Genomic DNA, 25929 nt, shown 5'->3' with positions numbered 1-25929 from the left:
TCCACTTTTTTACTAATTCTGATATACCCACTAAAGCAATAAAGGCTATGACAAATAAAATTGTCTCCATTTTTATTCTCCTTCCTATTAATTAAAAATCTTTTCTTAAATATATAAATATTGATACTTTCATAGATATATATAAAAATAATATTGAAAAAGTATATAATAATATATCAAAAATCCCCCCAGAAATGCTTAAATTATATCCTTTAACAAATAAATTTTTTATTATGTTTGGTAATAAAAAAGGAGTTAAAAAAATAAACATAGCTAAAATATATTTTGTTTTTTCATATCCAAATTTATATTGAAGCGGAATTATAACCCCCCAAAAAATACTTATTATTAATAAGGTTAATCCTACTGAAACCAAAGTTAATTTAGGAATAGAAAAAGCTATTGAGAGAATATTATATAAAAAAAAGCACAATATAAAAATTAATAGTATAAAGAAATATTTTGCTTTTATCTGTAATTTTCTTCCATATGGAGTTGCACTTAGTAAATATGACCCTTTATATTTATGCTCAACTATAGATATGGAATTATATAATAAATACTGTGTATATATTATCATAATAAAAAAATTTAAAAAACTTCCACCCATATTACCTACTTTGCTATTTACAAATATAGGAATAATTATAGCTGTAATAAAAGTTAATAACAAATAGTTTTTTGCAAGTAAAATATCTTTTTTTACTAAATTAAATATTAATTTCATTTTTATCACCTTCTATATGTCCAAGCATTATGTTTTCAATAGTTGGCTTCTCGATTTTAATATTTTTTGATAACATATTAATTATTTTATTTTTTTCATCTGTTATTCCTTCAAAACTTTTCTCCCTTATTTTCAAACTTAAAAACATACTTTTTATTTTTGAATCAATAATCTCTTTTGGCCCCTTAATTATCGCATATCTATCTAATAATTCATTTTTGTTTTCACAAAAAACTATTTTACCTTTATTTATTAATATTAAATCATCTGCTACTTTATCCAAATCAGAAGTTATATGTGTCGAAAAAAATACACTTTTATTTTTATTTTTCATAAATTCCAATAATATTTCCATTAATTCATGTCTTATTAATGGATCCAATCCACTTGTTGGCTCATCCATGATTAAAAGATCTGGTTCATGAGAAAGAGCCAAGGCTATTGAATATTTCATTTTCATTCCTTTAGACATATTGCCTATTTTTTGATCTATTCTTAAATTGAATCTTTTCATATATTCCTCAAAAATTGATTCATCCCAGTTTGTATATGCAGGTGATATTATATCTTTCATTTCTTTTAAAGTTAAATTTTCATAAAAGTATCCTTCATCAAATACAACTCCTATTCGATTTTTTATTTCTCTTTCTGTTTTTTCATTTAGCTCTTTTCCAAATATTTTTATTATTCCACTATCTTTTAATGCAAGACCAAGAATTGATTTTATAGTAGTAGTTTTACCAGAACCATTGATTCCAATAAATCCAGTAATCTTTCCTATTTTCAAACTGAAACTCACATTCAAATTGAAATATTTATAGTTTTTCTTTAAATCAATAACTTCAAGCACTTTACTCATAAAAACACCTCAACTATATATTTTAAGTTTTTCTTTAAAAAAGCAAAATGTGATTTATTTAACAATATGACATAAATTAATGAATATATGACAAAAGAATATATAAATAAAATTTTATCTAATAATAATTTTAGCAAAAAATAAAAACATTAAAGTAAACATGTGGCAAATTTTTCTTTTCTTAAATTCAATAAATTTACATCTTTATTATATCATATGATATATTTTTATTGTTAATTTTTTAGTTTACAAGGAATAAATGCTTTAATTCACACATAAATTTTTATATAACAAAATCCCCTTTTCAGGGGATTTTGAACTATCGGCAAAATGTTTTCAAAAAAATAATATAGGCAAATACTTGAAAATTCCCAAAAATTATAAATAGAGTTAAATATATTGGAATTCAAAAATAAAACAAATGAAAACTCGAAGATTGCCTGAAAAAATTATGAATGAAGGTTTCCAAAATCACATGGATATGATTTTGAGTGAAGCCGAGCATGGATGCGAGTCTGAACGGAAACCGGGAATGATTAATTTTTTCAGATTAGCAATCGAGCGTTTGAATGAGTTTTATTTTGATTCCTATTTTGAAGATTAGAATTTTCCGTATGAGAAATATTTTTTTTGAAAATACTTTGTATTTAAATATAGCGTTTGTAAATAATCTGATCATAGTTAAGGCTGTGATTGTATTTTTTCAATAATATACTCATCAATATTTCTTTTTTCTGAGTTTATATTTATTCCTATTATATATATTTCTTTCCCATTATATTTTTCATAGTATTTTTTTTCTTTTATTTGTTCAATTGCTTCTTTTGCGCTTTTATCTAATTTTATTTCAAACAAATATATTTTGTCATTATGTTCTAATACTAAGTCACTTCTTCCAAGATTCGTTAATTCTTCTGCTGTTACATTTAATCCTGCTGATGCTAATATTGTATATATTAATGAGTGATAATAACTTTCTCTTTTTTGTTGTAAGTTATACGGTATTGCACTTATTATCCTTTTTATTTCCTCTATTATTTCTTCTATTTTATTTTTTTCTACTAATTCATATATTTCATATATTTTTTCATATGATTCTTCGTTTAGGCTATAATTTGCTTCTAATATTAGTTTTGAAAAACTATTTTTTACTTCAAGATTTGGATAGTCTAATATATACTTTTCTGTTATTCCATATTTTTTTATTCCTTTAAAGGTTAAGTATCCTGCTTGTGCAAAGAATATATTTGCATTTGCTTCTTCTATTTCTCTTGTTGTGAAGTCTAATGAATCTACTGTGTATTTTACTAAATCTTCGTATTCTATTTTTCTTCCTTTTACGTATTCGTATATGAATGATGGTGATCTACTTTCAAACCAATAATTTTGAAATTTCCTTTCATCAAAGAATCTTAATACTGAGAATGGATTATATACAAAGTGTTCTCCATCAAATGAGAATCCATTATAATATGTTTTTATTTCTTTTAATAATTCTTCTTTACTTATCCCCATTTCTTTTGCTGTTTCTTCTATATGGTCATTGAAATAATGTTCTAATTCTTTTTGTGTATATCCCAACATTTGCGAATAGTCATTATCAAAAGATATATCATTTAAATTATTTAAACCTGAATAATTGCTTTTTAAAGTAAATTTCGTTATTCCTGTGATAAATACAAATTTTATGTATTCATCTTTTGTTTTTACTTTTTTATAGAATTCTCTTAAAAATCCTCTTATTTCTTCTGCTTCTTTTTTATTGTTTATATGCTCTAATATTGGTGATTCATATTCATCTATTAATATTACTACTTTCTTATTATATTTTTTATTCAAAAACTCTATTAAATTACCAAATTTCATTGATACATCATCTATATCTGGTGTTATTTCGTATTCTTTATATATTTTTTCTATATTATTATCCAATGATTTTAGAAATGATTCTAAATCTTTTAATATATTATCAGACATATCTAATTTTATTATTGGATATTCTTTGAATTCCCATTTGTTATATATATATGTATCTTTAAATAATTCTTTTTCTCCTTTGAATATGTAATATAATGTCGATATTGTTAAACTCTTTCCAAATCTCCTTGGTCGAGATAGAAAATAATATTTTCCATTATCTATTAAATCAAATATATATTTTGTTTTATCTACATATATGTAATTTCCTTCTATTATTTCCTTATAATCCTGTATCCCTATTGGTAATTTTTTCATCGGTTCCACCTCCGATTTAATTATACCATATATTTTATTTGATATAATTAGATATAGATTCTTATAATCAGGAGGGTAAAATGAAAAAATTAGCATTTATAATTTATATTTTAATATTTTCAATTTCTTTTTCTTATAAAATTTTCTTGACTCCATCATATGAATTATATGATTTTATAAAAGAAAAAAGTTTAATATCAAATAATATAAAATTTGTTTCTTTAAGTATAGACAAACCTTTTATAGATATACTTGATAATAATAAAACAACTGGTTTCATAGAATATGAAATGATGAATTTTGAAAGCGCTAACATATTACCTGATAAAAATATAAATGGATATTTACATGAAAAATTTATTATTTTTGATAATAAAAGCGTTTTATTTGGTACAGGTAATTTTACATCAGGTAGTATTTTTGAAGATTTAAATGTCTTTATATATTCAGAAGATATAAAAATTGTTAATTTGTTTTTAAAAGAGTTTCAAAACTTTAAAAATGGGAATTTTGGTAATAAAAAAAGAATTATAGATAAAGAGGTAAAATCTCACGATTTAGGAAAAATTAAATTTGTTACTGGACCATCGCAAAATATATATAATGAAGTTGATAAATTTATAAAGTCTTCAAAAAAATTTTTATACATTTTTTCTTTCTCTTTCACTGATGGAAGAATATTGTATGATTTAGAAAAATTATCCTCAAGAAACGTTGAAATAAAAATAATAGCTGATAAATGGAATATTACAAATTATTCAAATATTAAATATTTAAAAGGTATAGAATATAAGATAATAAAAAAATATAGAAATATGCATTTAAAAGTTCTAATTAACGAAAACGGTGTATTGTTAGGAAGTTATAATTTAACCTACAGAGCCCGAGAAAAAAATGATGAATATATTATGATTATATATAAAAACACAATAAAAAATGCTTTTCAAAGGCCATTTGAAAATCTCTGGAATAGTTATCAATAAAAACATCAGGCGGTGGTCTAAAAATGAAAAAATTTTTCCTTATTTATTTATATATTTTTCTGATAATAATTTCCTTTAGTTTATCTTTAAAAGTAGGAATATATGAATATCCTCCTATAATTTATAAAGAAGGAGAAGAAATAAAGGGTATTCTACCAGAAATTTTAGAATACATTGCTAAAAAAGAAGGATTTGACATAAAATATGTATATTCAACTTTTGCAGATGGATTCGATAATTTAAAAAATGATAAAATAGATATTTATCTGGGTGTTGGATATACAAAAGAAAGAGATTCTATTTTTGATTACAATAAAATACCATTTTTAAATTCTCATGGTGGAATTTTTACTTCTAAAAATTCTGATATATACTCTTTTTTAGATTTAAATAATAAAAAAGTTGGAGTTCTGAAAAAAGATATATATTATGAAGGACCCTATGGGATTAAAAATATAGCTAAAACCATGGGATTAAATATTAAATTTATTGAATACGATAATTATTCTGATATATTCAATGCCGTTTTGAAAAAGGAAATCGACGCTGGAGTGTTTGATTATTTTATTGGAAAATATTTTTATAAAAAGAAAATGGTTGCTGAAACACCTCTAGAATTTTATTTAATAGATTTATATATAATTTATCGTAATCCGAAATTAAAAAAAATAATTTCTATAATAGACAAAGATTTAAAAGTACTAAAAAGCAATAAAAATTCTATATATTATGAGATAATTGATAAATATATAAATTTTCATGAATTTCCAAAATGGCTAAAATTATTTTTGATAATTTCTATTATTACTTTGTTTTTATTACTCTTAATTATTGCCATTATGGATAGGATTATAAAAAGAAAAACCAAAGAATTAATAAAACAAAATCAAATAATAAAAAGGCAAAAAGATACACTGGAAAAACTTGCTCAAATTGATCCTCTCACAAATATATACAATAGAAGAGCAGGATTCCAATTTTTAGCCCATCTCACCCAAATTGCAAAAAGAGAAAATAAAATTATTACTATAGGATTTATTGATGTTGATAATCTAAAAAAAATCAATGATACTTTTGGCCATTCTGTAGGAGATAAAGTTTTAAAAGTCGTTGCTAAAACCATTAAAAAGCATATGAGAAAATCAGATATAATTGCAAGATTTGGTGGAGATGAATTTTTCATTGCTCTTTATAACTGCAAATTAAAAGATGCAAAGCGTATTGAAGAAAATATTACAAATGATCTTATACAAATTAGCAAAAAAGAAAATATTAATTATAGTGTAAGCTTTGGTTTTATTGAGTATGATCATAAAGAAACATTGGATTCTATAATTTCAAAAGCCGATGAAATAATGTACCAAAATAAAAGAAAAAAGAAGCATTAAGCTTCTTTTTTCTTTTATGGTCTATGGGCACATTATTATATTTCTCCACCAGAGACAATCTGCACAAGAAGGTTCATTGCCCCAACAATCCTGTTGTGTTGTTTCCACAAACTGACAACCATCTTTTAAATCACAATCTGTACATGACGGAAATAGAGAATTCTTAACTTTATATCTAAACCATGTATAGTCTTTCGAAGTCCATATTTCAGATAAAGTATTTTTTTCAATATTACCAAAAGAATATGCTTTTATTTCTTTCTTTTGTCCATACACATATTCAATTCCATCGTGCAAAAACCTATAACATGGAACAACTTCTCCATCCCATCTGATAACTGTTGCATTCTTTTCAATAAAATTACAATGTCTTTCTGTTTTTAATTTAAAATTCGGTATTACAGCACTAACCTTTGCTGTTACAGCATTAGATATTAATTTTCTTAATTCAACATCTTTTTCTTTACTATCTTCACTATATAATTCGAGCCCAAGGAAATGTTCGTATACTGGTAAAAGATTGGATATAACAACCTTTCTTATGCCATATGGTAATAATGATTTTACTATATTCCCAAAATCCATATAATTCTTTTTAGTTAAAACTGTTTCTATTGATAACGCTGGTTTTCCTGTATTTCTTTGTTCTTTATATTTAGAAAATTTCTCCAATAATTTTTCAACATATTTAAAACTGGGATGACCTACATCGCCTGTCTCTACAGAAACAACTAATTCATCAACCTTTAAATCTATTAATTGCATTATCAAAAGATCTGACAACATATAACCATTAGAAGTAATGGTTATCATATATCCTTCATTTTTCACTTTTCTAACCATATCAAGAAAATGCGGATTCATTGTGCATTCTCCAATACCACCAAAAATTATATGATCAACTTCTGGAAATTCTTTTAAATCTTTTATAATTTTATCAAAAGTTCCTTTTGACATAAACCCTTCAGGATCTGTAAAAGTATTTTTAAAACACATAGGACAATCAAGATTGCATCTTGAAGATAACTCAATATATAATTTTTTTAAATCTTTTTGTGGTTTTAAAATTAATTCACCTGCATTCATTTTAAAAATATACTCTTTCATATTATTATCATCTCCATGAATAAAACTCACACAATTCGTCTTTATACAATCCTTCTTTTCCTAATGGTATTCTTACTATTCCATCAGCCATTCTAAATGGTGAAGCTATACCTGATTCACCTAAAATTGGATGAGCTAAAATTTCATATTTACCCTTTTCTAATTTTACAAAAATAAATCTCTCTCTACCCTGGGCAGTTGGAACATTAGTTGTAATCCTTACATAAAAATCAGGTTCTGGTTTAAATAAATTATGGCCAGACAATTTCTTCAAAGTAGGAAATAAAAATAAAAATGAACTTACAATAAAAGAAGTTGGATTCCCTGGTAAACCTAATATTACTTTTTCCTTAGTTTTACCAAAAATTACAGGTTTCCCTGGTTTAACCTGTACTCCATTATATAGCACCTCACCAAAATGTTCTATGGTGGATAATGAATAGTCTCTTGCTCCTAAAGAACTTCCACCAGAAATAACTACTATATCACCATTTTCTAATCCCCATTTCACCCCTTCTTTAAATTCATCAGGATCATCTTTTATCAATCTAAACCTTTTAACTTCATAGCCAAAACTCTTTAACCACGCCATTAAAGCATATGAATTACCATCTCTAATCTGTGTTTTTATTCTTTGTTCTGTTGGTTCTACCACTTCATCTCCTGTTGGTATAATACAAATTGTTGGTTTTTTATATACTTTTATAGATGTTATTCCCAAACTCATTAAATTATGAATATGACCTATATTGATAGATTCGCCTTTGTTTAACATAATGCTATCTTTTTTTACGTCTTCATCTTTGGATAAAACATTTTCTCCTGGAGCAACTGATTTATAAATTTCCACTCTTTTCCCAAATTCTTTAGTATTTTCAACCATAACTACGGCATTTGCACCTTTTGGCAGCATACCTCCTGTTGGTATTTTTACACATTCACCAGATTTTATTTCTCCTATATATTCCTCTCCCATAAAAACTTCTCCAACAATCTTTAAAAATGCAGGATTCCCATCACTAGAACCAAATGTATCTTCTGCATATACAGCATATCCATCAACTGTAGATTTATCAAATCCTGGCAAATTTTCTGGTGAATATATATCTTCTGCAGATGCATATCCAAGAGAATCTTCTGTTTTTATTTTCATTATTTCTGTTCTGATATCTAATTTATCAATAAAGTTTTCATAAATTTCCTGTCTTGGAACGAATACCTGAAATCTTTTTTTCATTTTACAACCTCCCATATTTTCCCAGTATCTTTTAAAATGTATCCTCCCAATTTTTCTGCTTCTTCTTTAAACTCATTAGAAGTTATAATATTCATAATTAATTCAAATCTTTTATCATTTAAGAAACTATCTTGAATCAACAAATCATACCTTTCTAATGCCACTGGAACAAAGTCAAGATTATAAATATTAGCAGCTGCTCTTATTCCTAACCCTACATCAGCCATATCTTTTTTTATTTTTAAAGCTAAATTAACATGGGAATATTCTTCATCAGAATAACCGTGTATTTCCTTTGGAGATATTCCTTTTTTATCAAGATTATAATCTAACAATATTCTTGTCCCTGCTGTTTTTTGTCTGTTGATGTATCTTACTCCATCTTTTGTCAAATCTTCAAAATCTTTAATTTTTTTAGGATTACCTTTTTGTACTATAAATCCCTGTTCTCTATAAGATAAATTCATTAATTTAAAATCATCCATATATTCTTTTATATATGAAATATTATACTCTCCAGTTTCCGGATCAAGTAAATGCATACCAGCTAAATGTGAGTAGCCTTTTGCTATTGATAAAATCCCTCCAAGACTTCCTACATTTGCAGATACAATATTTATATTCTTATCATATTTTTTTACAAAATCCGCAAGCAAATACAATAACAAATCATGGCTGCCTATAATCAAGATATTATTATCAATTAATTTTTTACTTCTTTTTAAATGTATAGATACTTCTTCACCATCTTCTACCACTTCAATTCCCTTTTCTATATAAACTATTCCATCTTGTTTAGAAATAGCAGAAATATTAGCAGCTCCCCTTTTTAAAGGAATAGCTACATAATTTTCTCCTACTTTTCCAACACCTACTCTTAAATATTCCTTCTCTGTAATCGAAGAATGTATCCTTTTTGCAGAAATACCTTCAATAATTTCATTATCATAATATATTTCATATTTAGTTTTATTTAAAATTAATGGTTTAACTATATCTTCCATAATAATATTACAAGATACCGGAAATCCAGGTAACCCTATAACTGGTTTTTCATTAACAATACCTAAAACAGCTGGCTTCCCAGGTTTTATATTTATTCCATGAATAATAACTTTTCCTAAATCATTTATTGCATGATAAGTGAAGTCTTTTGAACCTGCTGATGAACCTGCATTTAAAAGAATTAAATCATACTCTTTTATTTTTTCAGCAATGATATTTTTTATTATATTTATATCATCAGGAAGAATTTCATTTATATCAACAACAGCATTAAAGTGTTCTAAATAATTTTTTATCATTAAAGAATTAGTTTCAGGAATTTGAAATTCTTCCGTCAATTCCTCCGGCTTAACTATTTCATTACCTGTTGGTATTAATAATATTTTCATTTTTCTAATAACAGGAATTTCAAAAACCTTTGCCATCATTAAAAATGAAATATCAGATGATGTTAATGTATGATATCTGGGAAATACCATTTCGCCTTTACAAATGTCCTCCCCCACTTTTCTTACATCTTTATAAGGATAAACACTGTTTCTTATCTGAACATGTCCATCATCTATTATTTCTATATTTTCAATCATTATAACACTATCATATGGATTGTTTATAGGATATCCTGTATTTATATATTCAAAATCTTTTCCTTTTTCTAAAATAACAGGATTAGATTCATTTGCACCATATGTTCTTTTGCTTATAACCGCTATTCCATCCATAGCGCTACTATTATATGATGGCACATTTTCATTTGCTATTATTGGTAAAGCTGTAATTCTATTTATACCTTCCCTTGCTTTTATATATTCTATATCATCTTTTAAAAAATAGTCCTTTAATTCATTAAAATATATTCCCACAGTCTCTTCTAAATCCTTTTTGTTTAAATAAAATCTTCTTTTCAATCCTATCCCTCCTTGTTAGGTTAGCTAACTTAAATTATACAACAAAATAACAAAAAAATGAAGATTATTTTTAATTTAATACCCGAGAAATAATAATACGCTATTTTGTAAAAAAAATGAAAAGTGATATAATCTTTCTTGATAAGTGGGAGTTTTTTTATCAATTTTAAATTTTCAAGGGGGGAGTTTTATAAAAAGCTATATTGTTTCTTTAAATATTTCCGAGAAAAGGGGAACCAGAAAAAACGAAGTATCAAATGTTATATTAAAAGAAAATTGGGGAATCATAGGAGATGCTCATGCTGGAAATTGGCATAGGCAGGTTTCTATGCTTTCAACAAAAAGTATAGAAAAAATTGATAAAGAAAAATTAAAAACATTAAGTTATGGTGATTTTGCAGCTAACATCATCGTAAAAGATGTAATAATACACACTTTACCAATTGGTACAAAAGTTAAAATAAACGATGCTGAATTAGAAATCACACAAATCGGAAAGGCATGTGAAAAAGATAATCTCGTTAGAAGATTAACAGGAAAATGCATAACCCCAGAAGAAGGTGTATTTTTAAAAGTATTAAAAGGTGGAAGAATAAACGTTGGTGATGAAATTATCTTTTATGCGGAGGAAAAAATATGATTACTACTCATGTTGTATCTATTAATATTTCAAGAAAAAAAGGAATTACTAAAGAGCCTATTAAATACGCAACTCTAAAAGAAAATTGGGGGATTATAGGAGATGCCCATGCTGGAAATTGGCATAGACAGGTTTCTATGCTTTCAGAAGAAAGTATTGATAAAATGAGGAAATATGGTTATGAATTAAAATATGGCGATTTTGCAGAAAATATTACTGTAAAAAATGGCGATATTTTCAAACTTCCTATAGGAACAAAAGTAAAAATCGGAGATACTTTATTAGAAATAACTCAAATTGGGAAAGAATGTCATACTTCATGCGCAATTTCTCAAACAATCGGAAAATGTGTAATGCCTCTGGAGGGAATTTTTCTTAAAGTATTAAAAGGCGGTGAAATAAAAGTTGGTGATAAAGTAATATTTTATACTGATGATTTAGTAAAGGAGGTCATTTGATGAAAAAACTTATAACTTTCTTATTCATTATTTTAACTATCATTTCCTTTTCTAAAAAACTAATTATTTTCCATGCTGGTTCTTTAACTAATGTATTAAAAGCTATTGCTGTGGAATTTGAAAAAGATAATCCTGATGTAGAAGTTCAATTAATGGGTTCAGGTAGTCTTGTTGTAGCAAGAAAAATAACAGAATTAGGTCAAATTGCCGATTTAGCTTTTGTTGCAGATTATTCAATAATTCCAAATTTTTTATATCCTCAATATGCTAATTTCAATGTAATTTTTTCAAATAATAGTATGGTATTAGCTTATACAGATAATTCAAAATACAGAAAAGAAATAAACAAAGACAATTGGTATAAGATTATTTTTAATAAAGGGGTTATCTTTGGTCATTCAAATCCAGATTTAGACCCATGTGGTTATAGAACATTAATAACCATGCAATTGGCAGAAAAATATTATAATCTAAATGGACTATATAAGAATTTTTTAAATTCTAAAAATAGAATGGTATTAAAAAAATCTATAGATTTAATTGCTTATTTAGAAGCCAATGAAATGGATTATGCTTTTTTATACAAATCCGAGGCTTTTCAACATAATTTGAATTATCTGGAACTTCCTGAAGAAATAAATTTATCATCTGTAAAATTTGAAAAAAATTACAAAAAGGCATTTGTAGAAGTTCCAGGAAAGAGTGGAGAAAAAACAAGAATATACGGTAAATCTATTAATTATAGTTTCACTATACCTCAAAATGCTAATAATAAAAAAGATGCTATAAACTTCATTAAATTTATGTATTCTGAAAAAGGTCAAAAAATCTTTAAAGATAAAGGTATGTCTTTATTTGTGAATGTGGATTATCCTGGAAATCTTCCTTACAATTTAAAAACACTTTGGGGGTATTGATTTGGATTTATATATTAAAAACTTATCCATAAACATCGAAAATTTTAGTTTATTTATAGATGACTTAAAAATAACCTCAGGAGAATATATATATATTATCGGCCCAACTGGAGCAGGAAAGACCTTATTATTAGAAAGTATAGCTGGTTTTATTTCTCCAGTTTCAGGAAAAATATTCTTTAATAACATAGATGTTACTCAATTACCTCCAGAAAAAAGAAATGTTGGGTTTATGTACCAAAATTATCATTTATTTCCACATTTAACAGTAAAAAAGAACATCGAATTTGGACTAAAAATGAAAAAAATAAAAGATGCTAATTTTCTTGATTATATTATAAAAAAATTGAATATATCTCATTTATTAAATAGAAAGATACAAAATCTTTCTGGAGGAGAAAAACAACGTGTAGCATTAGCACGAGCTCTTGTAATAAAACCTAGAATATTACTTTTAGATGAACCATTATCCGCACTTGATCAAGATACAAAAAGTGATATATTAAAATTGATACATGAGCTAAATTCAGAATACACTTTAACAACAATTCATGTTACTCATGATAAGAATGAAATAATAAATAATTGTAGAGTTTTTAAAATTAAAAATGGTCAGCTAACAGAGGAGAAAAAAAATGTTCAAGAAATTAATTATAACTATTAGTCTATTATTTATCATATTTATTTCCTTACCTTTTATCACTGTGTTTTTAAATGTAGATTATCATTTATTATATAAAATTTCCAAAACAGCAGAATTTCTTAATGCTGTAAAAACCACATTTTTAGCAGCATTTGTTGCAACTTTAATTGCTATAATTTTTGGTATTCCTTTTGCTTATGCGGTAATCAGATATAAATTCCCATTTAAAAGCGTTTTTGAGGCAATTATTGATATACCTCAAACAATACCACACACTGCCGCTGGTATTGCATTATTAATGACATTAGGTCGTTCTTCTTTCATTGGTAAGGGAACTTCATTATTAGGTATATCTTTCGTTCATACCTTTTGGGGAGTAGTTGCGGCAATGGGTTTTTTAAGTTTTAGTATTTTTGTAAACGCTGTAAAAGAAGGTGTTAGAAAAATTGATATTAGATATGAAAAAGTTGCCCGGTCTTTAGGGGCTACACCTTTTAAAGCATTCTTTTTCGTAACCCTTCCCATGATAAAACATGATATTATAAGTGGAGCATTATTAATGTGGGCAAGAGGTATTTCTGAATTTGGAGCTGTCGCTATTCTCGCATATTATCCAATGACATTATCTGTTCTTACATATGATAAATTTCAGGGATATGGTTTAAAACAAGCTCTAGCTATTACTGCTTTAATATTTATTATGTCTATGATTATTTTTGTTATTATTAGAATCATTCAAAATATTTGGAAACATACAGAATCGAGGTAATTCATATGATAGATAAATATAATAGAAAAATTGATTATGTTAGATTATCCATAACTGATAAATGTAATTTCAGATGTAATTATTGTATGAATGAAAATGTGCGATTCATGCAAGATAACGAATTACTTTCATTAATAGAAATAGAAAAATTAGTAAAAGTATTAAAAGATCTAAAATTCAAAAATATCAGATTAACTGGTGGCGAACCTACTTTAAGACCAGATATAATCGATATAGCTAAAATAATTAAAAATTACTTTGGTGAATTCAGTATTACTACAAACGGTTCTTTAATGCATATATTGGCACAAGATTTAAAAAAGAACGGATTAAAAAATGTAAATTTTAGTTTGGATTCATTAAATAGATATACATTTACAAAAATTACAAAAAGAGATGACCTTAATAATGTTCTTAATGGATTAGAGAAATCTTTAGAAATTGGATTGAATGTAAAATTAAATACTGTAATTCAAAAAAGAAATTTTAATGAAGTTTTTGAATTAATAGAATTTGCCGCAAAATATAAATTACCCATAAGATTTATAGAATTAATGCCTATAGGTAATAATTATAACGAAAACGATTTTATAAGCGAAGATATATTAAAATCAAAAATTTCAGAAAAGTATTCATTAATTCCATATGATAAAAAGCTCGGAATTGGTCCTTCAAAATATTACATAATTAAAGAATTAAATTCAAAAATTGGTTTTATTTCCGCTATGACACATAATTTCTGCTCTTCATGTAATAAAATCAGAATCTCAGCAAATGGAAATATATATCCATGCCTTGCTTTCGATTATCATATTCCTATAAAGGATGTAATTTTAAAAGAAGAAAAATTAAAAGAAAAAATACAGTTTGCCATTTTAGAAAAACCACAGAGACATTATTTAAACGAAATAAAAAAAGTAACACCTATGCATAAAATGGGGGGATAAAATGGAATTCACACATTTAGATAAAAACGGCAATGTAAAAATGGTAGATGTATCAGAAAAAAATATTACTCTTAGAATTGCAAAAGCTCATGGAAAAATAAAAATGAAAAAAGAAACACTTAATGCTATTGTTTCTGGAAAAGTTGCAAAGGGTAATGTATTAACAACGGCAAAAATCGCTGGCATTATGGGAGCTAAAAAAACTTCAGAATTAATTCCAATGTGCCATAATATTTTTATATCGAAAATAGATATAGAATTTAAAATAAATGAAGGCAATATAGAAATCTTTTCCATGGCTAAAACTGAATCAAAAACTGGTATAGAAATGGAAGCATTAACGGCTGTAAACATAGCAGCTTTAACGATATATGATATGTGTAAAGCTATAGATAGAGAAATGGAAATAACAGAAATATATTTACTCGAAAAATCCGGTGGAAAAAGCGGCCATTTCAAAAGAGGTGGTAATTAATGAAATATTTTGTATTAACATTAAGCGATAAAGGATCAAAAGGCGAAAGAGAAGATTTAAGCGGGAAAGTTATTAAAGAAATCATGGATTCTATAAACGGAGAATTAATAGGATATAAAATATTACCTGACGAAAAAGAATTAATCACAAATGAATTAAAAGATTTGGTAAAAAAAGATATAGATATTATATTAACCACTGGTGGAACCGGATTAACTCCAAGAGATGTTACACCAGAAGCAACAATGGAAGTTATTGAAAGAAGAATATATGGAATGGAAATGGCTATGATTATAGAAGCTTTAAAACATACTCCTCACGGAATGCTATCAAGAGCTGTTGTAGGTGTTGCAAATAACACTTTAATTATAAATCTCCCAGGAAGCCCAAAAGCAGTAAAAGAAAACCTTAATGTATTATTACCTGCTATTCCACATGCCGTAGAAAAAATTAAAAATTTGGGTGGCGATTGCGCAAGATAAACAAGAGGTGATACCAATCACCTTAGTTTGTAGACAAACTCAAAAATAAATACAAAGTATTTTCAAAAATAATATTCACTCATACGGAAAATTCTAAAACCTCAAAAATACTCATGGATATATTTTTAATGCGAAGCATTAAAAATAAATAAAGGTTTTTATATTAAAAAAATTATAATAATTAATATAGGTTTGAAATAGAGCAATTATTTTAGTTTATAATATTTAAAATTTCGCGAAGCGAAAGTTTGGGAATTTTCAAGTATTCGCTCATATTATTTTTTTAGAAAATACTTTGTCAACAGTCTGACATATTATTTTATTTGTATAATATCAAAAGTATTAAAATAAAGGTCCACAACCAATAACTTATTTATCAACGCATTATCATAATCTCCACAAAGTAATTTCATTGCTTCACTCACTTGAATTGAAGCAATAATAGAAACAGCATAAGGTGTAACATATTTTATTTCATCCGTATCTTTTACATCACCTAAAATTTCACTTAACGTTTTAGTTTTGCCTGGGATAATATCTGTTACCTGTCCAAAAAATCTTTCTACACCGCCATGAATTAAAGGAATATTTTTTTCATGTACTTTTCTATCCAAAATCTTTCTACTTTCAAAATTATCAAAACAATCAATTGCAATATCAACATCTGGCAATACTGTTTTTTCCTGAATTTTTTCGGCAAAAATATGTATTTTAACCTCTGGATTAATTTCATTTAATTTTTCTTTTGCTACAAAAACCTTTTTTTTACCCAAATCTTCATGATCATATAATATTTGCCTATTAAGATCTGGCATGTCAAGAATCCCATTATCAAAAATATGTATTTCTCCAATCCCTAATCTTGAGAGATGCATTAAAACATTACTACCTAAACCACCAGCACCAGCAACCATTATTTTAGCATTTCTAATTTTATCAAAGTTTTTGTATAATTTCATATGTCTCGAATATCTATCCATATCATCCACCACCCGCTGGAGGAAATATAGATATAATTCCTTCTTCAACCATCGTATCCAATCCATTTAAATGAATAATATTTTTCCCATTTATCAAAATCATAGTTCCAATCTTTATTTTTTTACCTTCTACAAGGTAATCTCTTATCTTCTTGTCATTAAATTTTTCTACAAGCATATCTATTAAATTATCAACTGTTATCGGTTTATTAATTTCCAGATTTATTGAAGCTACCCCGAGATATAATCTCAGGGTAGCGAAAAACTTTACTTCTATTTTCATAAAATATTTAACTCCTTTAATTTTTCTTCTGTTGGAACTCCTTCTTTACTCCATCCTCTTACTTCATAATATTTTGGCAACAATACATCTAAATGCACAACTTGGCCTTTATTAGGACCTTCTTTTGCAGGTTCTTCAAGCAATCTTTTTGGTAATGTATCCTGTGATGGATCAATTCCTGCCTCTAAATTAAATTTTCTTTCTAAATTCCAAATTCTTTCACCAATCTTTAATGTTTCTTCTGAGGATAAATTCCAACCTAATGCTGCATTAATAAGATCTTTATAATCATCTAATCCTAAAGCAAATGAGGTAAATAAACACAACCCTGCTGAATCAATAACAGCTGTTAAATCCTGGAATGTTTTTACCCATTCTGCTTTACCTTCTAATTGTTGTGGATCTAATTTTTCTGGAGCACCTAAAATTTCTGGTGATATCATATATCCTCTAACATGACATCCACCTCTATTACTTGTAGCATACTCAAGTCCATGTCCCTGAGCACCCCTTGGATCATATGCAGGAAGCTCTTGTTTTTTAACTGTCATTGAATATTCTACATGACCATAACTTTCTGCTAATCTGTACGAGCCTTCTGCTAATTTGTCTCCAAATCCTTCTCTTAATCCTATTTGTTTTGTATAAAATACTATAGCTTCTGAACTTCCAAATTTTAATTCAGGGCCATTACCCAATTCATCCCTTTTAATAATACCTTTTTCATATAACTCCATTGCTGCTGCTATTGTTGCACCTGCAGAAATTGTATCAAGACCATATTTATTACATAGATGGTTAGCTTCAACTATAGCAATTAAATTTGAAACACCACAATCTGCACCAAATGCCCAACCAGTTTCATATTCTGGTCCTTCTGTTTCTATTCCATTAGGTAATGTTACTCTTCTACCACAAGCTATAGGACAACCAAAACACGGCATATTCTTTATTAAATAACCCTTTTCAACTAAAGCTTCACCTGAAACTTCATCCGTTAATTCAAATACAGAATCCTGAAAATTCCTTGTTGGATATAACCCATTTTGGTTTATAATGTTATCCAATACTTTTGTTCCTAATTTTGGTAATCCTTCTCCTGTTACTCCATTTTCCTTTAATTTCTTTATCTTTTCTTTTACCGTTTCCATAAACTTAGCAGGATCTTTTACCTCAGGTCTCTTTGTTCCTCTAACAACAACAGCTTTTAGATTCTTACTACCCATAACAGCTCCAACACCAGTTCTTCCTGCTGCTCTATGCTTATCATTCATAACAGCAGCAAATTTAACCAGTTTCTCACCAGCTGGACCTATACATGCAACTCTTGCTTTTGGTTCTCCAACCTCTTCTAATAATGTGTCTGTTGTTTCAAATACATCTTTTCCCCATAAATGTGCAGCGTCTTTTAATTCAACATGGTCATCTTTAATCCATAGATAAACAGGTTTATCAGCTTTTCCTTCAAAAATAACCATATCATATCCTGCAAACTTCAGTTCTGCACCAAAATAGCCTCCTGAATTACTTGAAGCTATGGTGCCAGTCAATGGACCTTTTGTAACAACCATATACCTCCCACCAGTTGGTGCTGCAGTTCCAGAAAGCGGTCCTGTGGAAAAGAATAATTTGTTTTCTGGTGATAATGGATCTACTTTCGGATCTACTTCATCGTAAAACATTTTTGTTGCAAGACCTCTACCACCTAAATAAAGTTCTGCATCTTTTGGCAATTCTTCAACTTTAACACTTCTTTCTGTAAGGTTTACTCTTAAAACTTTTCCGTTAAATGACACTTTTTACCCCCCCTTATAATTTTTCCTTCCTTTCCAAACACGGGAGGCATAGCCGTTTCCAACCATACCCATTGGCCTTTTACCATGGCATAAGCTTTAGGTATAAAGGCTCGGAAGGGGTAATGTATTCACTTTAATTTTATCACATTTTCACATAAAATTCAATAAATATATGAGTATTCTTAATAAAGAACTCTATATATTTTAGAAAAAAGAGAGCATAATTTTTTATTGATTATTAGATTAATATATGATATAATATTAATGAATAAAGAAAATAATTCTTTAAAAGAATAGAATTATAAAATATTTAATATAAGTGGGTAATAGTATGTTACAATTTATCACGATAATATTAGAAAAAGAAAAATATGCAATTCCAATGGAGAACGTTCAAGAAGTAATAAAATACGAGAATATTGTAAAAGTCCCAGGTACAGATAGTCATATTATTGGTATTATTAATTTAAGAGATAAAACTATCCCTATAATGAATATAAAAAGCAAAATGAATATTGGAAAGAATATAGTCCCTGACTCAAAAATAGTAATTTTAACTCATAGGGGTACTTTAATAGGTATAATTATTGATGACACTGCAGAGATGTTGCATATAAAAGATGAGTCAAGTATAGAAAAAATAAAAGGATCTGAATACTTTTCTTCTGTTATAAAAAAGGAAGATTCATTATATAAAGTAATAAATATAGAAAAATTATTTGAAGGTAGTAAAAATATATATGTGGATAATAATAGTAACCCAAAAGAATCTCAAGAATTAATAAATGAAAATTTAGTCCAAATTCTTAAATTTAAATTAGGTAATGAAATAATGGCTATCCCTGTAGAAAATGTTCAGGAAATTGTTAAAAAACCAACAATATACTCTGTTCCAGACATGCCTGATTTTGTAAAAGGAGTTACTTCGTTAAGAGGAGAAATTATTCAGATTATCGATTTAAATGAATTATTCAAAAAAGAAAATTTAAATCTTAGAGAACTAATAGTAATAGAAATTCATGGAATAAAATTCGGACTACATGTAGAAAAAGTAAAAAATATTGTAAGTATAAATATAGACGAAATAAACAAATTACCGGTTACAAATAAAAATTCTAAGGTAATAGGTATTGTTAATTTAGGCGATGAAATAATTACTTTATTAGATTTAGAAAAAGTATTTGGAGAATTAGGAATAGAAATAAATGAAAAAATTGAAGAAAAAACAAAAGAAGCCACTTTTTCACATGAAGAATCAAAATTATTCTTAAGATTTAAATTATTAGAAGAATATTATGCAATAGAAATAGAAAAAATTAGAGAAATTACAACATTAGAAAAAGATAATGTTGAGGATGTTGTAAACATTAGAGGAGAAATTATTCCATTAATAGATTTAAAAGATAAATTCTATCATGCAAAAAATAACTCAAAAAATGTTGTTATAGTAAAAGGAAAAGAAAAGGATTTTGGAATGATTGTGGATGAAGTAGAAGAAATAATGAATGTTCTTAAACATGAAATAGAACCTGTGCCTGAAGAAATTTTAAAAAATACAGCTAATGGCAAATATCTAAGAAATGTTATTAATAAGAAAGATGTATTAATCTTTGTTATTGATGTTGATAAATTTTCCATTTAAAGAAAAATGGCTCTCAAAATTTTGAGAGCCATTTTAATCATTTTTCAAATAGTTTTTTTAAATTTTCAGAATATGGTGGTCTTACCACACCTTTTTCTGTAATAATTGCTGTTACCAATTCATTTGGAGTTACGTCAAATGCTGGGTTATATACCTTAATTTCTTCTGGAACCATTTTCGATTTATGACAATATCTAACTTCTTTATGAGATCTTTCTTCTATAGGAATTTCATTTCCAGTTGGCGTATTTAAATCTATTGTTGATAATGGTGCTGCAACATAAAAAGGAATTCCATGTTCTTTTGCTAATAACGCTACAGAATATGTTCCTATTTTATTAGCAACATCACCATTCGCAGCAATTCTGTCTGCACCAACTACTACAGCATTTATTTTTCCTTGTTTCATTACCCAACCAGCCATATTGTCTGAAATTAACGTTACATCAAATCCATCTTTATATAATTCCCATACTGTTAGTCTTGCACCTTGTAAATATGGTCTTGTTTCATCTGCATACACTTTTATGTCTTTACCTAATTCCCTTGCGCCTCTTATAACTCCTAATGCTGTTCCATAATCAACTGTTGCTAATGCTCCTGCATTACAATGGGTTAATACAGTATCTCCGTCATTTAATAATTCTCCACCAAATCTCCCCATTGCTTTATTTGCTTCAATATCTTCATAGGCTATATCTAAAGCTTCTTTTTCAATTAACTCTATTAAATTTTCTTCATTTTTTATTTCATTTAATTTTTTCTCCATTCTGTCTAATGCCCAGAAAAGATTTACTGCTGTAGGTCTTGTATTTGCTAATGTATCTTTTACTTCTTTCATTTTTTCATCAAAATTTTCTGTGTTTATAAACTCTTTTACCCCTAGTACATATCCAAAAGCTGCTGATGCACCAATAGCTGGAGCACCTCTAACAATCATATCTTTTATAGCTACAGCAACTTCTTTGTAATTTTTACATGTTACATATGTTTCTTCTAAAGGCAAGTATCTTTGATCGACTAAAATCAATGAATCTCCTGTCCATTCCATTGTTATAGTCTTTAACTTGCTCATTCTTTATCATCCTTTTCAACTTCATTGATAACTCTTTTTGCTAATTGAACATATGGAGCTACATGTTCCGGTTTTCCAAAATATGCTGCAGGTTTTCCTGTATCCATATTTGTTCTAATTTCTTCACTAATTGGTATTTCTGCTAAAATTGGTAATTCATATTTTTCTGCTAATGATTTTGCTCCATTTTTACCAAAAATATAATGTTTTGTATGACAGTTTGGACATTCAAAATATGCCATATTTTCAACTAAACCTAAAACTTTTTTATTCATAACCTTAAAGAAATTTATTGCTCTTTCTACATCATCTTTTGAAACTTCTGATGGTGTTGTTACTATTATTGCACCATCAAATTTTTTTAACATTTGCATTACTGTTAATGGTTCGTCACCTGTACCTGGAGGTGCATCTATAATCATATAGTCTAAATCTTCCCATTCAATATCATTAAAGAATTGTTTAATTGTCCCTGTTTTTATTGGCCCTCTCCATACAATTGGTTTCCCTGATTCAGGAACAAATTGTGAAACAGATATAACTTTAACTCCATTAACTTCTGGTGGAACTATTTTTTCTCCAACCTGATATGGATGATCTTTTTCTGTACCTCCTAACATTCTCATAACATTAGGACCATGCATATCAATATCCATCAGTCCAACTTTTCTACCTTCTAATGATAAAGCAACTGCTAAATTTACGGCAATTGTTGATTTTCCAACTCCACCTTTACCACTCATTACCATTATAATGTGTTTAATGTTTTTCAACTCATTTTGATCTGGTAAGTGAAACGGTATTTTTTTATCAGCCATATTATTCCTCCTCAACTATAATTTCGTATGTAACTTCTGCCATGCCTTTTACTGTTGCAGAAGCAGAACAGTATTTTTCTTGAGATAATTTTACTGCTCTTTCTAATTTTTCCATTGGTAAATCTTTACCTTTAAATATATATTTCACATTTATTCTTTTGAAATATCTTGGATGTTCTTCATTTCTTTCTGTTTCTAATTTTACTCTTAAATCTTTATAATCAACTTTCATTTTCTTTAAAATCATTGCAACATCTATACCAGTACACCCACCTATTCCAAGCAAAAATAATTCTAATGCACGAGGACCACTATTTGTTCCTCCTACTTCTGGTGAAGCATCAATTATTACTTCATGTCCTGATGGTGTTTTAGATACAAATTGCATTCCCAAAGTATTTTTTAATTCTATTTCCATATTTTCCCTCCTAATTAGGATTTTTTATGTCAAGTATAATTAATTATAACGCTATACTTATAATAATGGATAACAAAATTTTTAAAAATTACTTTTTTGAGTTTTTAATATTTTTGATGTATAATTACTTAAGAATTGTGGTAATAAACGAAAATTGAAATAAAGAATTGCTGGAGGTATTATATGCTAAAAACAAATTTAAAAATCATTCTATATTTATTTATTTTAATATCTGGATTATCTTTTGCTTCACCTGATACTTTCCAGATTGTCGATAGGATTCCTGTTGGCGAAAGGACTTTTCATATTGATATTTATGGAAATTATGCCACAATATGTAATTACAGTGGGACAGTAAAGGTAATCGATTATGTTAACGGAGATGTTACATTATACGTTGATAATGGTATTATTTCTCGCCCAATGGCTGGTTATTATATAAATAATTACTTATATGTTATAGATAACGGTGATCCATCCGTTAAAGTTATAAACAAATGGGGCAATTTAAGCAGAAAATTAAGATTAAAAGCCAGACCAATAAATATGAAAGTGTTAAATGATAAATTTTATATAACTACTACCAATCCATATGGTTTATATATTGTGGAAAAAAAATCTTTAAAAATAGAAAAATTTTACGAATTTCCAGTAAAAACACCTTTTATTTCAATTATAAATAATGACGTATTAATTCCAATGTATGAAAACGAAAAAGATAACATATTAAATACATATAAACTTTTATTCAGAGTAAGTGATAAAAAATTTATTATGAATTTAAAAAGAATTGTATTTCCTATAGATATAGAAAAATACAAAGATAAATATTATTTAGGAGAATATTTTGATGGAGGAATATATGAATTTTGGGATAATTATCAGAAGAAAATTGCACAATTTGGGAAAATGTTAATTAACATAGGTATTTTTAATGACAATATCATAGGAAATTCTCTTTTTGGTGGTTTATATATTTATTCTTTAAAAGATAAAACAACAAAAGTTATTTTGAAGAATATTCCCATTACTGATTTTGCATATAATTCTAAAAATGATTTTTTGTTCGCTATATCCCATATAACCGGAGAGTTTTTTGTTATTGATAAAAATTTTCAAATTTATGAAACTTTAAAATTAGATGATTATCCTATAGATGTCGAAGTTCCTACAGATGATATTATTTTGGTACTCTGTACTGATGGAAAAACATTAAATATTATAAGAAGGTTTTGACCATTCCTACAATTTTTTCATGTGTTTCATTTAATTTAGTTATATACTTTTTTTGCATTTTTTCAAATTCAAAGCTATTTAATTTTGATAAAGAATTTATCATATCATCTTCAGATCTAAAAAATAAATCATATTCTTTGTCTATTGTTTTAAAAACTCTATAATTCTTATGATTTTTATACATTATAACCGGAACACCCAAATATAAGGATAATATACCGCCATGCAATCTATCTGAAATAATAAACTGCGATTTTAATATTTCATTTATTATCTTATTCTCCTCCGAAACTGGAAAAGAAATATTTATTTTGCCTTTATATTTTTCAAAAAATTCATATGCAAAAATTGAATCTTGAGATTTATTAAAAACAATAGGAGTTATTCTTGAAATATTAACTTGTTTTAATATGTATATTATTTTATCCCAGTTTTTTCTATTTTTTATGATTAATGAAATATGACATTTTTGAGGATCTTTTTCAAAGATAATATTTTTATATTTAAGCATTCCTATATCTGTTCCAAGATCAAAATTATCAGAACACATTTTGGCAAATTTAAAGCTTGTCTCATCTCTTAATATTCCATATAAATTTTTATATTTCAATATTTTTTTTAACCTAGCTGTAGCATATTTATGTTTAAAATGTCCAAATCCTTGAGATAAAAATAGTACATTCTTTTTATAATGTTTTGCTACATTAAATAAAAAATCATAATACAAGAAACTCCTTAATGATGTTTCTGTTTGAAAAAGATTTCCTCCTCCATAAATTAATAAATCTATTTCTTTTATTGTGCTTATAATTTTTGGAAAATCATATTTATCTATTCCTATAATCTTAAATTCATATTTTTTATTTAATTTTATTTTATCTGAAATTGTATAGATTTTTCCATCAAAATTGATTTCTTTAAATACTTCTAATATCGATTCAAAAAGCATTTCATCACCAAAATTCGCATAACCGTAATATCCAATAAGAAATATTTTTTTCATTTTTTCAACTCCTTAGGTTTTTTGTCCTAACATATAGAATTATAACTCAGGAGGCGGATAAAATGTTTATAAAAGATCTTGCAATAAATATTATACCAAAAGCTTTAGATGCTGTAGAAACAAGACAAAAAATTTATTCACATAATATAGCTAATTATAACACACCTGGTTATAAAAGAAAAGATGTTACTTTCGAACAAGAATTAAGAAAAGCTATGGGCGACTCTGATGAAATTAAATTAAAAACGAACAACAGTAAACATTTAAAAAATATTCCTTCTATAAATGAAGTTAATTATAAAATTATTGAAGATAATTCAAGATCTAATAGAGAAGATGGAAACAACGTTGATATTGATGTTGAAATGGTGAAAATGATGGAAAACACTTTACAATACAATGCTTTGACGAGACTAATTAATTATAGATTTTCAGATTATAAAACAGCTATAGGAGGAATTAGATAATGAATTTAAATGCATTTAAGATAATGGATATTGCTGCAAGTGGCATGACTGCAGAGCGATTTAGATCAGAAGTTATATCAAATAACCTTGCAAATGCAAATACAACGAGAACAGAAAATGGAGGACCTTATAGAAGAAAAATCGTTACTTTTAAAGAAGTTTTAAATAAACAATTTAATTCAGAAGATGAGCAATTATCTGGTGTAAAGGTAGCAAAACTTGAAGAAGACAAAAGTCCCTTTAGGCTGGTTTATGATCCAGGACACCCAGATGCTGATAAAAACGGTTATGTAAAATATCCAAACGTTAATCCTCTCAGAGAAATGGTCGATTTAATTACTGCCCAAAGAGCTTATGAAGCTAATGTTGCTGTAGTCAACTCTGCAAAAACAATGTTTAATTCTGCGTTATCTATAGGTCGTGGAGCTTAG

The 25929-nt window shown here is 26.9% G+C and carries 27 protein-coding genes and 1 riboswitch; of the genes, 14 read left to right on the top strand and 13 right to left on the bottom strand.

Annotated elements, in window-relative coordinates; genetic code table 11:
• Positions 1 to 91 precede the first annotated feature (91 nt).
• The 3 genes from JRV97_RS08000 to JRV97_RS07990 form a co-directional block, all read right to left on the bottom strand.
• Entirely contained in the window at positions 92 to 727 is a 636-nt protein-coding gene (locus tag JRV97_RS08000) for an ABC-2 transporter permease (RefSeq protein WP_280997864.1), read from the bottom strand.
• Positions 711 to 1586, bottom strand: a complete 876-nt coding sequence (locus tag JRV97_RS07995) for an ABC transporter ATP-binding protein (RefSeq protein ID WP_280997862.1) — start codon at positions 1584 to 1586, stop codon at positions 711 to 713. Before JRV97_RS07995 ends, JRV97_RS08000 begins: the two co-directional genes overlap by 17 nt.
• A gap of 681 nt (positions 1587 to 2267) precedes the next feature.
• The gene (locus JRV97_RS07990) at positions 2268 to 3821 is read right to left on the bottom strand and encodes an ATP-binding protein (protein ID WP_280997860.1); all 1554 of its coding nucleotides are present in this window, start codon (positions 3819 to 3821) and stop codon (positions 2268 to 2270) included.
• 80 nt (positions 3822 to 3901) lie between these two features.
• On the opposite strand from JRV97_RS07990, the gene JRV97_RS07985 reads away from it, so the two are divergent.
• Together JRV97_RS07985 and JRV97_RS07980 are read left to right on the top strand one after the other, a co-directional pair.
• Complete coding sequence (locus JRV97_RS07985) at positions 3902 to 4804, top strand: phospholipase D-like domain-containing protein (protein ID WP_280997858.1); 903 nt, start codon at positions 3902 to 3904, stop codon at positions 4802 to 4804.
• Positions 4805 to 4827: 23 nt separating this feature from the next.
• Entirely contained in the window at positions 4828 to 6192 is a 1365-nt protein-coding gene (locus JRV97_RS07980) for a transporter substrate-binding domain-containing diguanylate cyclase (protein WP_280997856.1), read from the top strand.
• A gap of 21 nt (positions 6193 to 6213) precedes the next feature.
• Here JRV97_RS07980 and JRV97_RS07975 read toward each other — a convergent pair whose 3' ends face one another.
• From JRV97_RS07975 to JRV97_RS07965, 3 genes are read right to left on the bottom strand one after another with little or no spacing between them, the layout of a single operon-like run.
• Positions 6214 to 7299, bottom strand: a complete 1086-nt coding sequence (locus JRV97_RS07975; protein ID WP_280997854.1) for a tungsten cofactor oxidoreductase radical SAM maturase — start codon at positions 7297 to 7299, stop codon at positions 6214 to 6216.
• A gap of 7 nt (positions 7300 to 7306) precedes the next feature.
• Positions 7307 to 8536, bottom strand: a complete 1230-nt coding sequence (locus tag JRV97_RS07970; RefSeq protein WP_280997852.1) for a molybdopterin molybdotransferase MoeA — start codon at positions 8534 to 8536, stop codon at positions 7307 to 7309.
• Entirely contained in the window at positions 8533 to 10449 is a 1917-nt protein-coding gene (locus JRV97_RS07965; RefSeq protein WP_280997850.1) for a molybdopterin biosynthesis protein, read from the bottom strand. Before JRV97_RS07965 ends, JRV97_RS07970 begins: the two co-directional genes overlap by 4 nt.
• Before the next feature lie 145 nt (positions 10450 to 10594).
• Between JRV97_RS07965 and JRV97_RS07960 the strand changes: the two genes are divergently transcribed.
• The 8 genes from JRV97_RS07960 to JRV97_RS07925 are packed head-to-tail and all read left to right on the top strand — an operon-like array spanning position 10595 to position 15780.
• Entirely contained in the window at positions 10595 to 11089 is a 495-nt protein-coding gene (locus JRV97_RS07960; protein ID WP_280997848.1) for an MOSC domain-containing protein, read from the top strand.
• Positions 11086 to 11547 carry an MOSC domain-containing protein gene (locus tag JRV97_RS07955; protein WP_280997846.1) on the top strand — a complete coding sequence of 154 codons (462 nt, stop codon included), beginning with the start codon at positions 11086 to 11088 and terminating at the stop codon, positions 11545 to 11547. The genes JRV97_RS07960 and JRV97_RS07955 overlap by 4 nt, the downstream gene beginning before the upstream one ends.
• Positions 11547 to 12464, top strand: coding sequence for an extracellular solute-binding protein (locus JRV97_RS07950; RefSeq protein WP_280997844.1), 918 nt, complete (start codon positions 11547 to 11549; stop codon positions 12462 to 12464). The genes JRV97_RS07955 and JRV97_RS07950 overlap by 1 nt, the downstream gene beginning before the upstream one ends.
• A 1-nt stretch (position 12465) precedes the next feature.
• Positions 12466 to 13128: an ATP-binding cassette domain-containing protein gene (locus JRV97_RS07945; protein WP_280997842.1), complete on the top strand. Its 663-nt coding sequence runs from the start codon at positions 12466 to 12468 to the stop codon at positions 13126 to 13128.
• A complete protein-coding gene (locus JRV97_RS07940) occupies positions 13100 to 13876 on the top strand; it encodes an ABC transporter permease (RefSeq protein ID WP_280997840.1) in 777 nt (258 codons plus the stop codon). Before JRV97_RS07945 ends, JRV97_RS07940 begins: the two co-directional genes overlap by 29 nt.
• Positions 13877 to 13881: 5 nt before the next feature.
• Positions 13882 to 14823, top strand: a complete 942-nt coding sequence (moaA, locus tag JRV97_RS07935) for a GTP 3',8-cyclase MoaA (RefSeq protein WP_280997838.1) — start codon at positions 13882 to 13884, stop codon at positions 14821 to 14823.
• Between the two features lies 1 nt (position 14824).
• Positions 14825 to 15298 (top strand): cyclic pyranopterin monophosphate synthase MoaC, encoded by a 474-nt coding sequence (gene moaC / locus JRV97_RS07930; protein ID WP_280997836.1) that lies wholly within the window; start codon positions 14825 to 14827, stop codon positions 15296 to 15298.
• On the top strand, positions 15298 to 15780 hold the full coding sequence (locus JRV97_RS07925; protein WP_280997834.1) for a MogA/MoaB family molybdenum cofactor biosynthesis protein: 483 nt from the start codon (positions 15298 to 15300) through the stop codon (positions 15778 to 15780). The genes moaC and JRV97_RS07925 overlap by 1 nt, the downstream gene beginning before the upstream one ends.
• Before the next feature lie 314 nt (positions 15781 to 16094).
• Here JRV97_RS07925 and JRV97_RS07920 read toward each other — a convergent pair whose 3' ends face one another.
• The 3 genes from JRV97_RS07920 to JRV97_RS07910 are packed head-to-tail and all read right to left on the bottom strand — an operon-like array spanning position 16095 to position 18839.
• Positions 16095 to 16760 carry a HesA/MoeB/ThiF family protein gene (locus JRV97_RS07920; protein ID WP_280997832.1) on the bottom strand — a complete coding sequence of 222 codons (666 nt, stop codon included), beginning with the start codon at positions 16758 to 16760 and terminating at the stop codon, positions 16095 to 16097.
• Between the two features lies 1 nt (position 16761).
• Complete coding sequence (locus JRV97_RS07915) at positions 16762 to 17043, bottom strand: MoaD family protein (RefSeq protein ID WP_280997830.1); 282 nt, start codon at positions 17041 to 17043, stop codon at positions 16762 to 16764.
• Positions 17040 to 18839, bottom strand: a complete 1800-nt coding sequence (locus JRV97_RS07910; RefSeq protein ID WP_280997828.1) for an aldehyde ferredoxin oxidoreductase family protein — start codon at positions 18837 to 18839, stop codon at positions 17040 to 17042. Before JRV97_RS07910 ends, JRV97_RS07915 begins: the two co-directional genes overlap by 4 nt.
• A gap of 10 nt (positions 18840 to 18849) precedes the next feature.
• A riboswitch (molybdenum cofactor riboswitch) is annotated at positions 18850 to 18967 on the bottom strand.
• A gap of 203 nt (positions 18968 to 19170) precedes the next feature.
• Between JRV97_RS07910 and JRV97_RS07905 the strand changes: the two genes are divergently transcribed.
• A complete protein-coding gene (locus JRV97_RS07905) occupies positions 19171 to 20481 on the top strand; it encodes a chemotaxis protein CheW (RefSeq protein ID WP_280997826.1) in 1311 nt (436 codons plus the stop codon).
• A gap of 37 nt (positions 20482 to 20518) precedes the next feature.
• Here the strand turns inward: JRV97_RS07905 and mtnA are convergent, their stop codons facing one another.
• Genes mtnA through JRV97_RS07890 form a run of 3 tightly spaced genes read right to left on the bottom strand, consistent with a single transcriptional unit; the run spans position 20519 to position 22792 of the window.
• Positions 20519 to 21556, bottom strand: coding sequence for an S-methyl-5-thioribose-1-phosphate isomerase (mtnA, locus tag JRV97_RS07900; protein WP_280997824.1), 1038 nt, complete (start codon positions 21554 to 21556; stop codon positions 20519 to 20521).
• Positions 21553 to 22374: an Mrp/NBP35 family ATP-binding protein gene (locus tag JRV97_RS07895; protein ID WP_280997822.1), complete on the bottom strand. Its 822-nt coding sequence runs from the start codon at positions 22372 to 22374 to the stop codon at positions 21553 to 21555. Before JRV97_RS07895 ends, mtnA begins: the two co-directional genes overlap by 4 nt.
• 1 nt (position 22375) lies before the next feature.
• Positions 22376 to 22792, bottom strand: coding sequence for an OsmC family protein (locus JRV97_RS07890; protein WP_280997820.1), 417 nt, complete (start codon positions 22790 to 22792; stop codon positions 22376 to 22378).
• 183 nt (positions 22793 to 22975) lie between these two features.
• Here JRV97_RS07890 and JRV97_RS07885 point away from each other — a divergent pair, with 183 nt between their 5' ends.
• Positions 22976 to 24028, top strand: a complete 1053-nt coding sequence (locus JRV97_RS07885; RefSeq protein ID WP_280997818.1) for a YncE family protein — start codon at positions 22976 to 22978, stop codon at positions 24026 to 24028.
• Here the strand turns inward: JRV97_RS07885 and JRV97_RS07880 are convergent.
• A complete protein-coding gene (locus JRV97_RS07880; protein WP_280997816.1) occupies positions 24012 to 25031 on the bottom strand; it encodes a polysaccharide pyruvyl transferase family protein in 1020 nt (339 codons plus the stop codon). The genes JRV97_RS07885 and JRV97_RS07880 overlap by 17 nt on opposite strands.
• Before the next feature lie 62 nt (positions 25032 to 25093).
• On the opposite strand from JRV97_RS07880, the gene flgB reads away from it, so the two are divergent.
• Together flgB and flgC are read left to right on the top strand one after the other, a co-directional pair.
• On the top strand, positions 25094 to 25498 hold the full coding sequence (gene flgB / locus JRV97_RS07875; protein ID WP_280997814.1) for a flagellar basal body rod protein FlgB: 405 nt from the start codon (positions 25094 to 25096) through the stop codon (positions 25496 to 25498).
• Positions 25498 to 25929 (top strand): flagellar basal body rod protein FlgC, encoded by a 432-nt coding sequence (flgC, locus tag JRV97_RS07870; RefSeq protein ID WP_280997812.1) that lies wholly within the window; start codon positions 25498 to 25500, stop codon positions 25927 to 25929. Before flgB ends, flgC begins: the two co-directional genes overlap by 1 nt.

Source organism: Marinitoga aeolica, from assembly GCF_029910535.1.
GTDB lineage: Bacteria > Thermotogota > Thermotogae > Petrotogales > Petrotogaceae > Marinitoga > Marinitoga aeolica.
The sequence above is the reverse complement of the archived record's forward strand: the minus strand, read 5'-3'. Positions and strand labels throughout refer to the sequence as shown.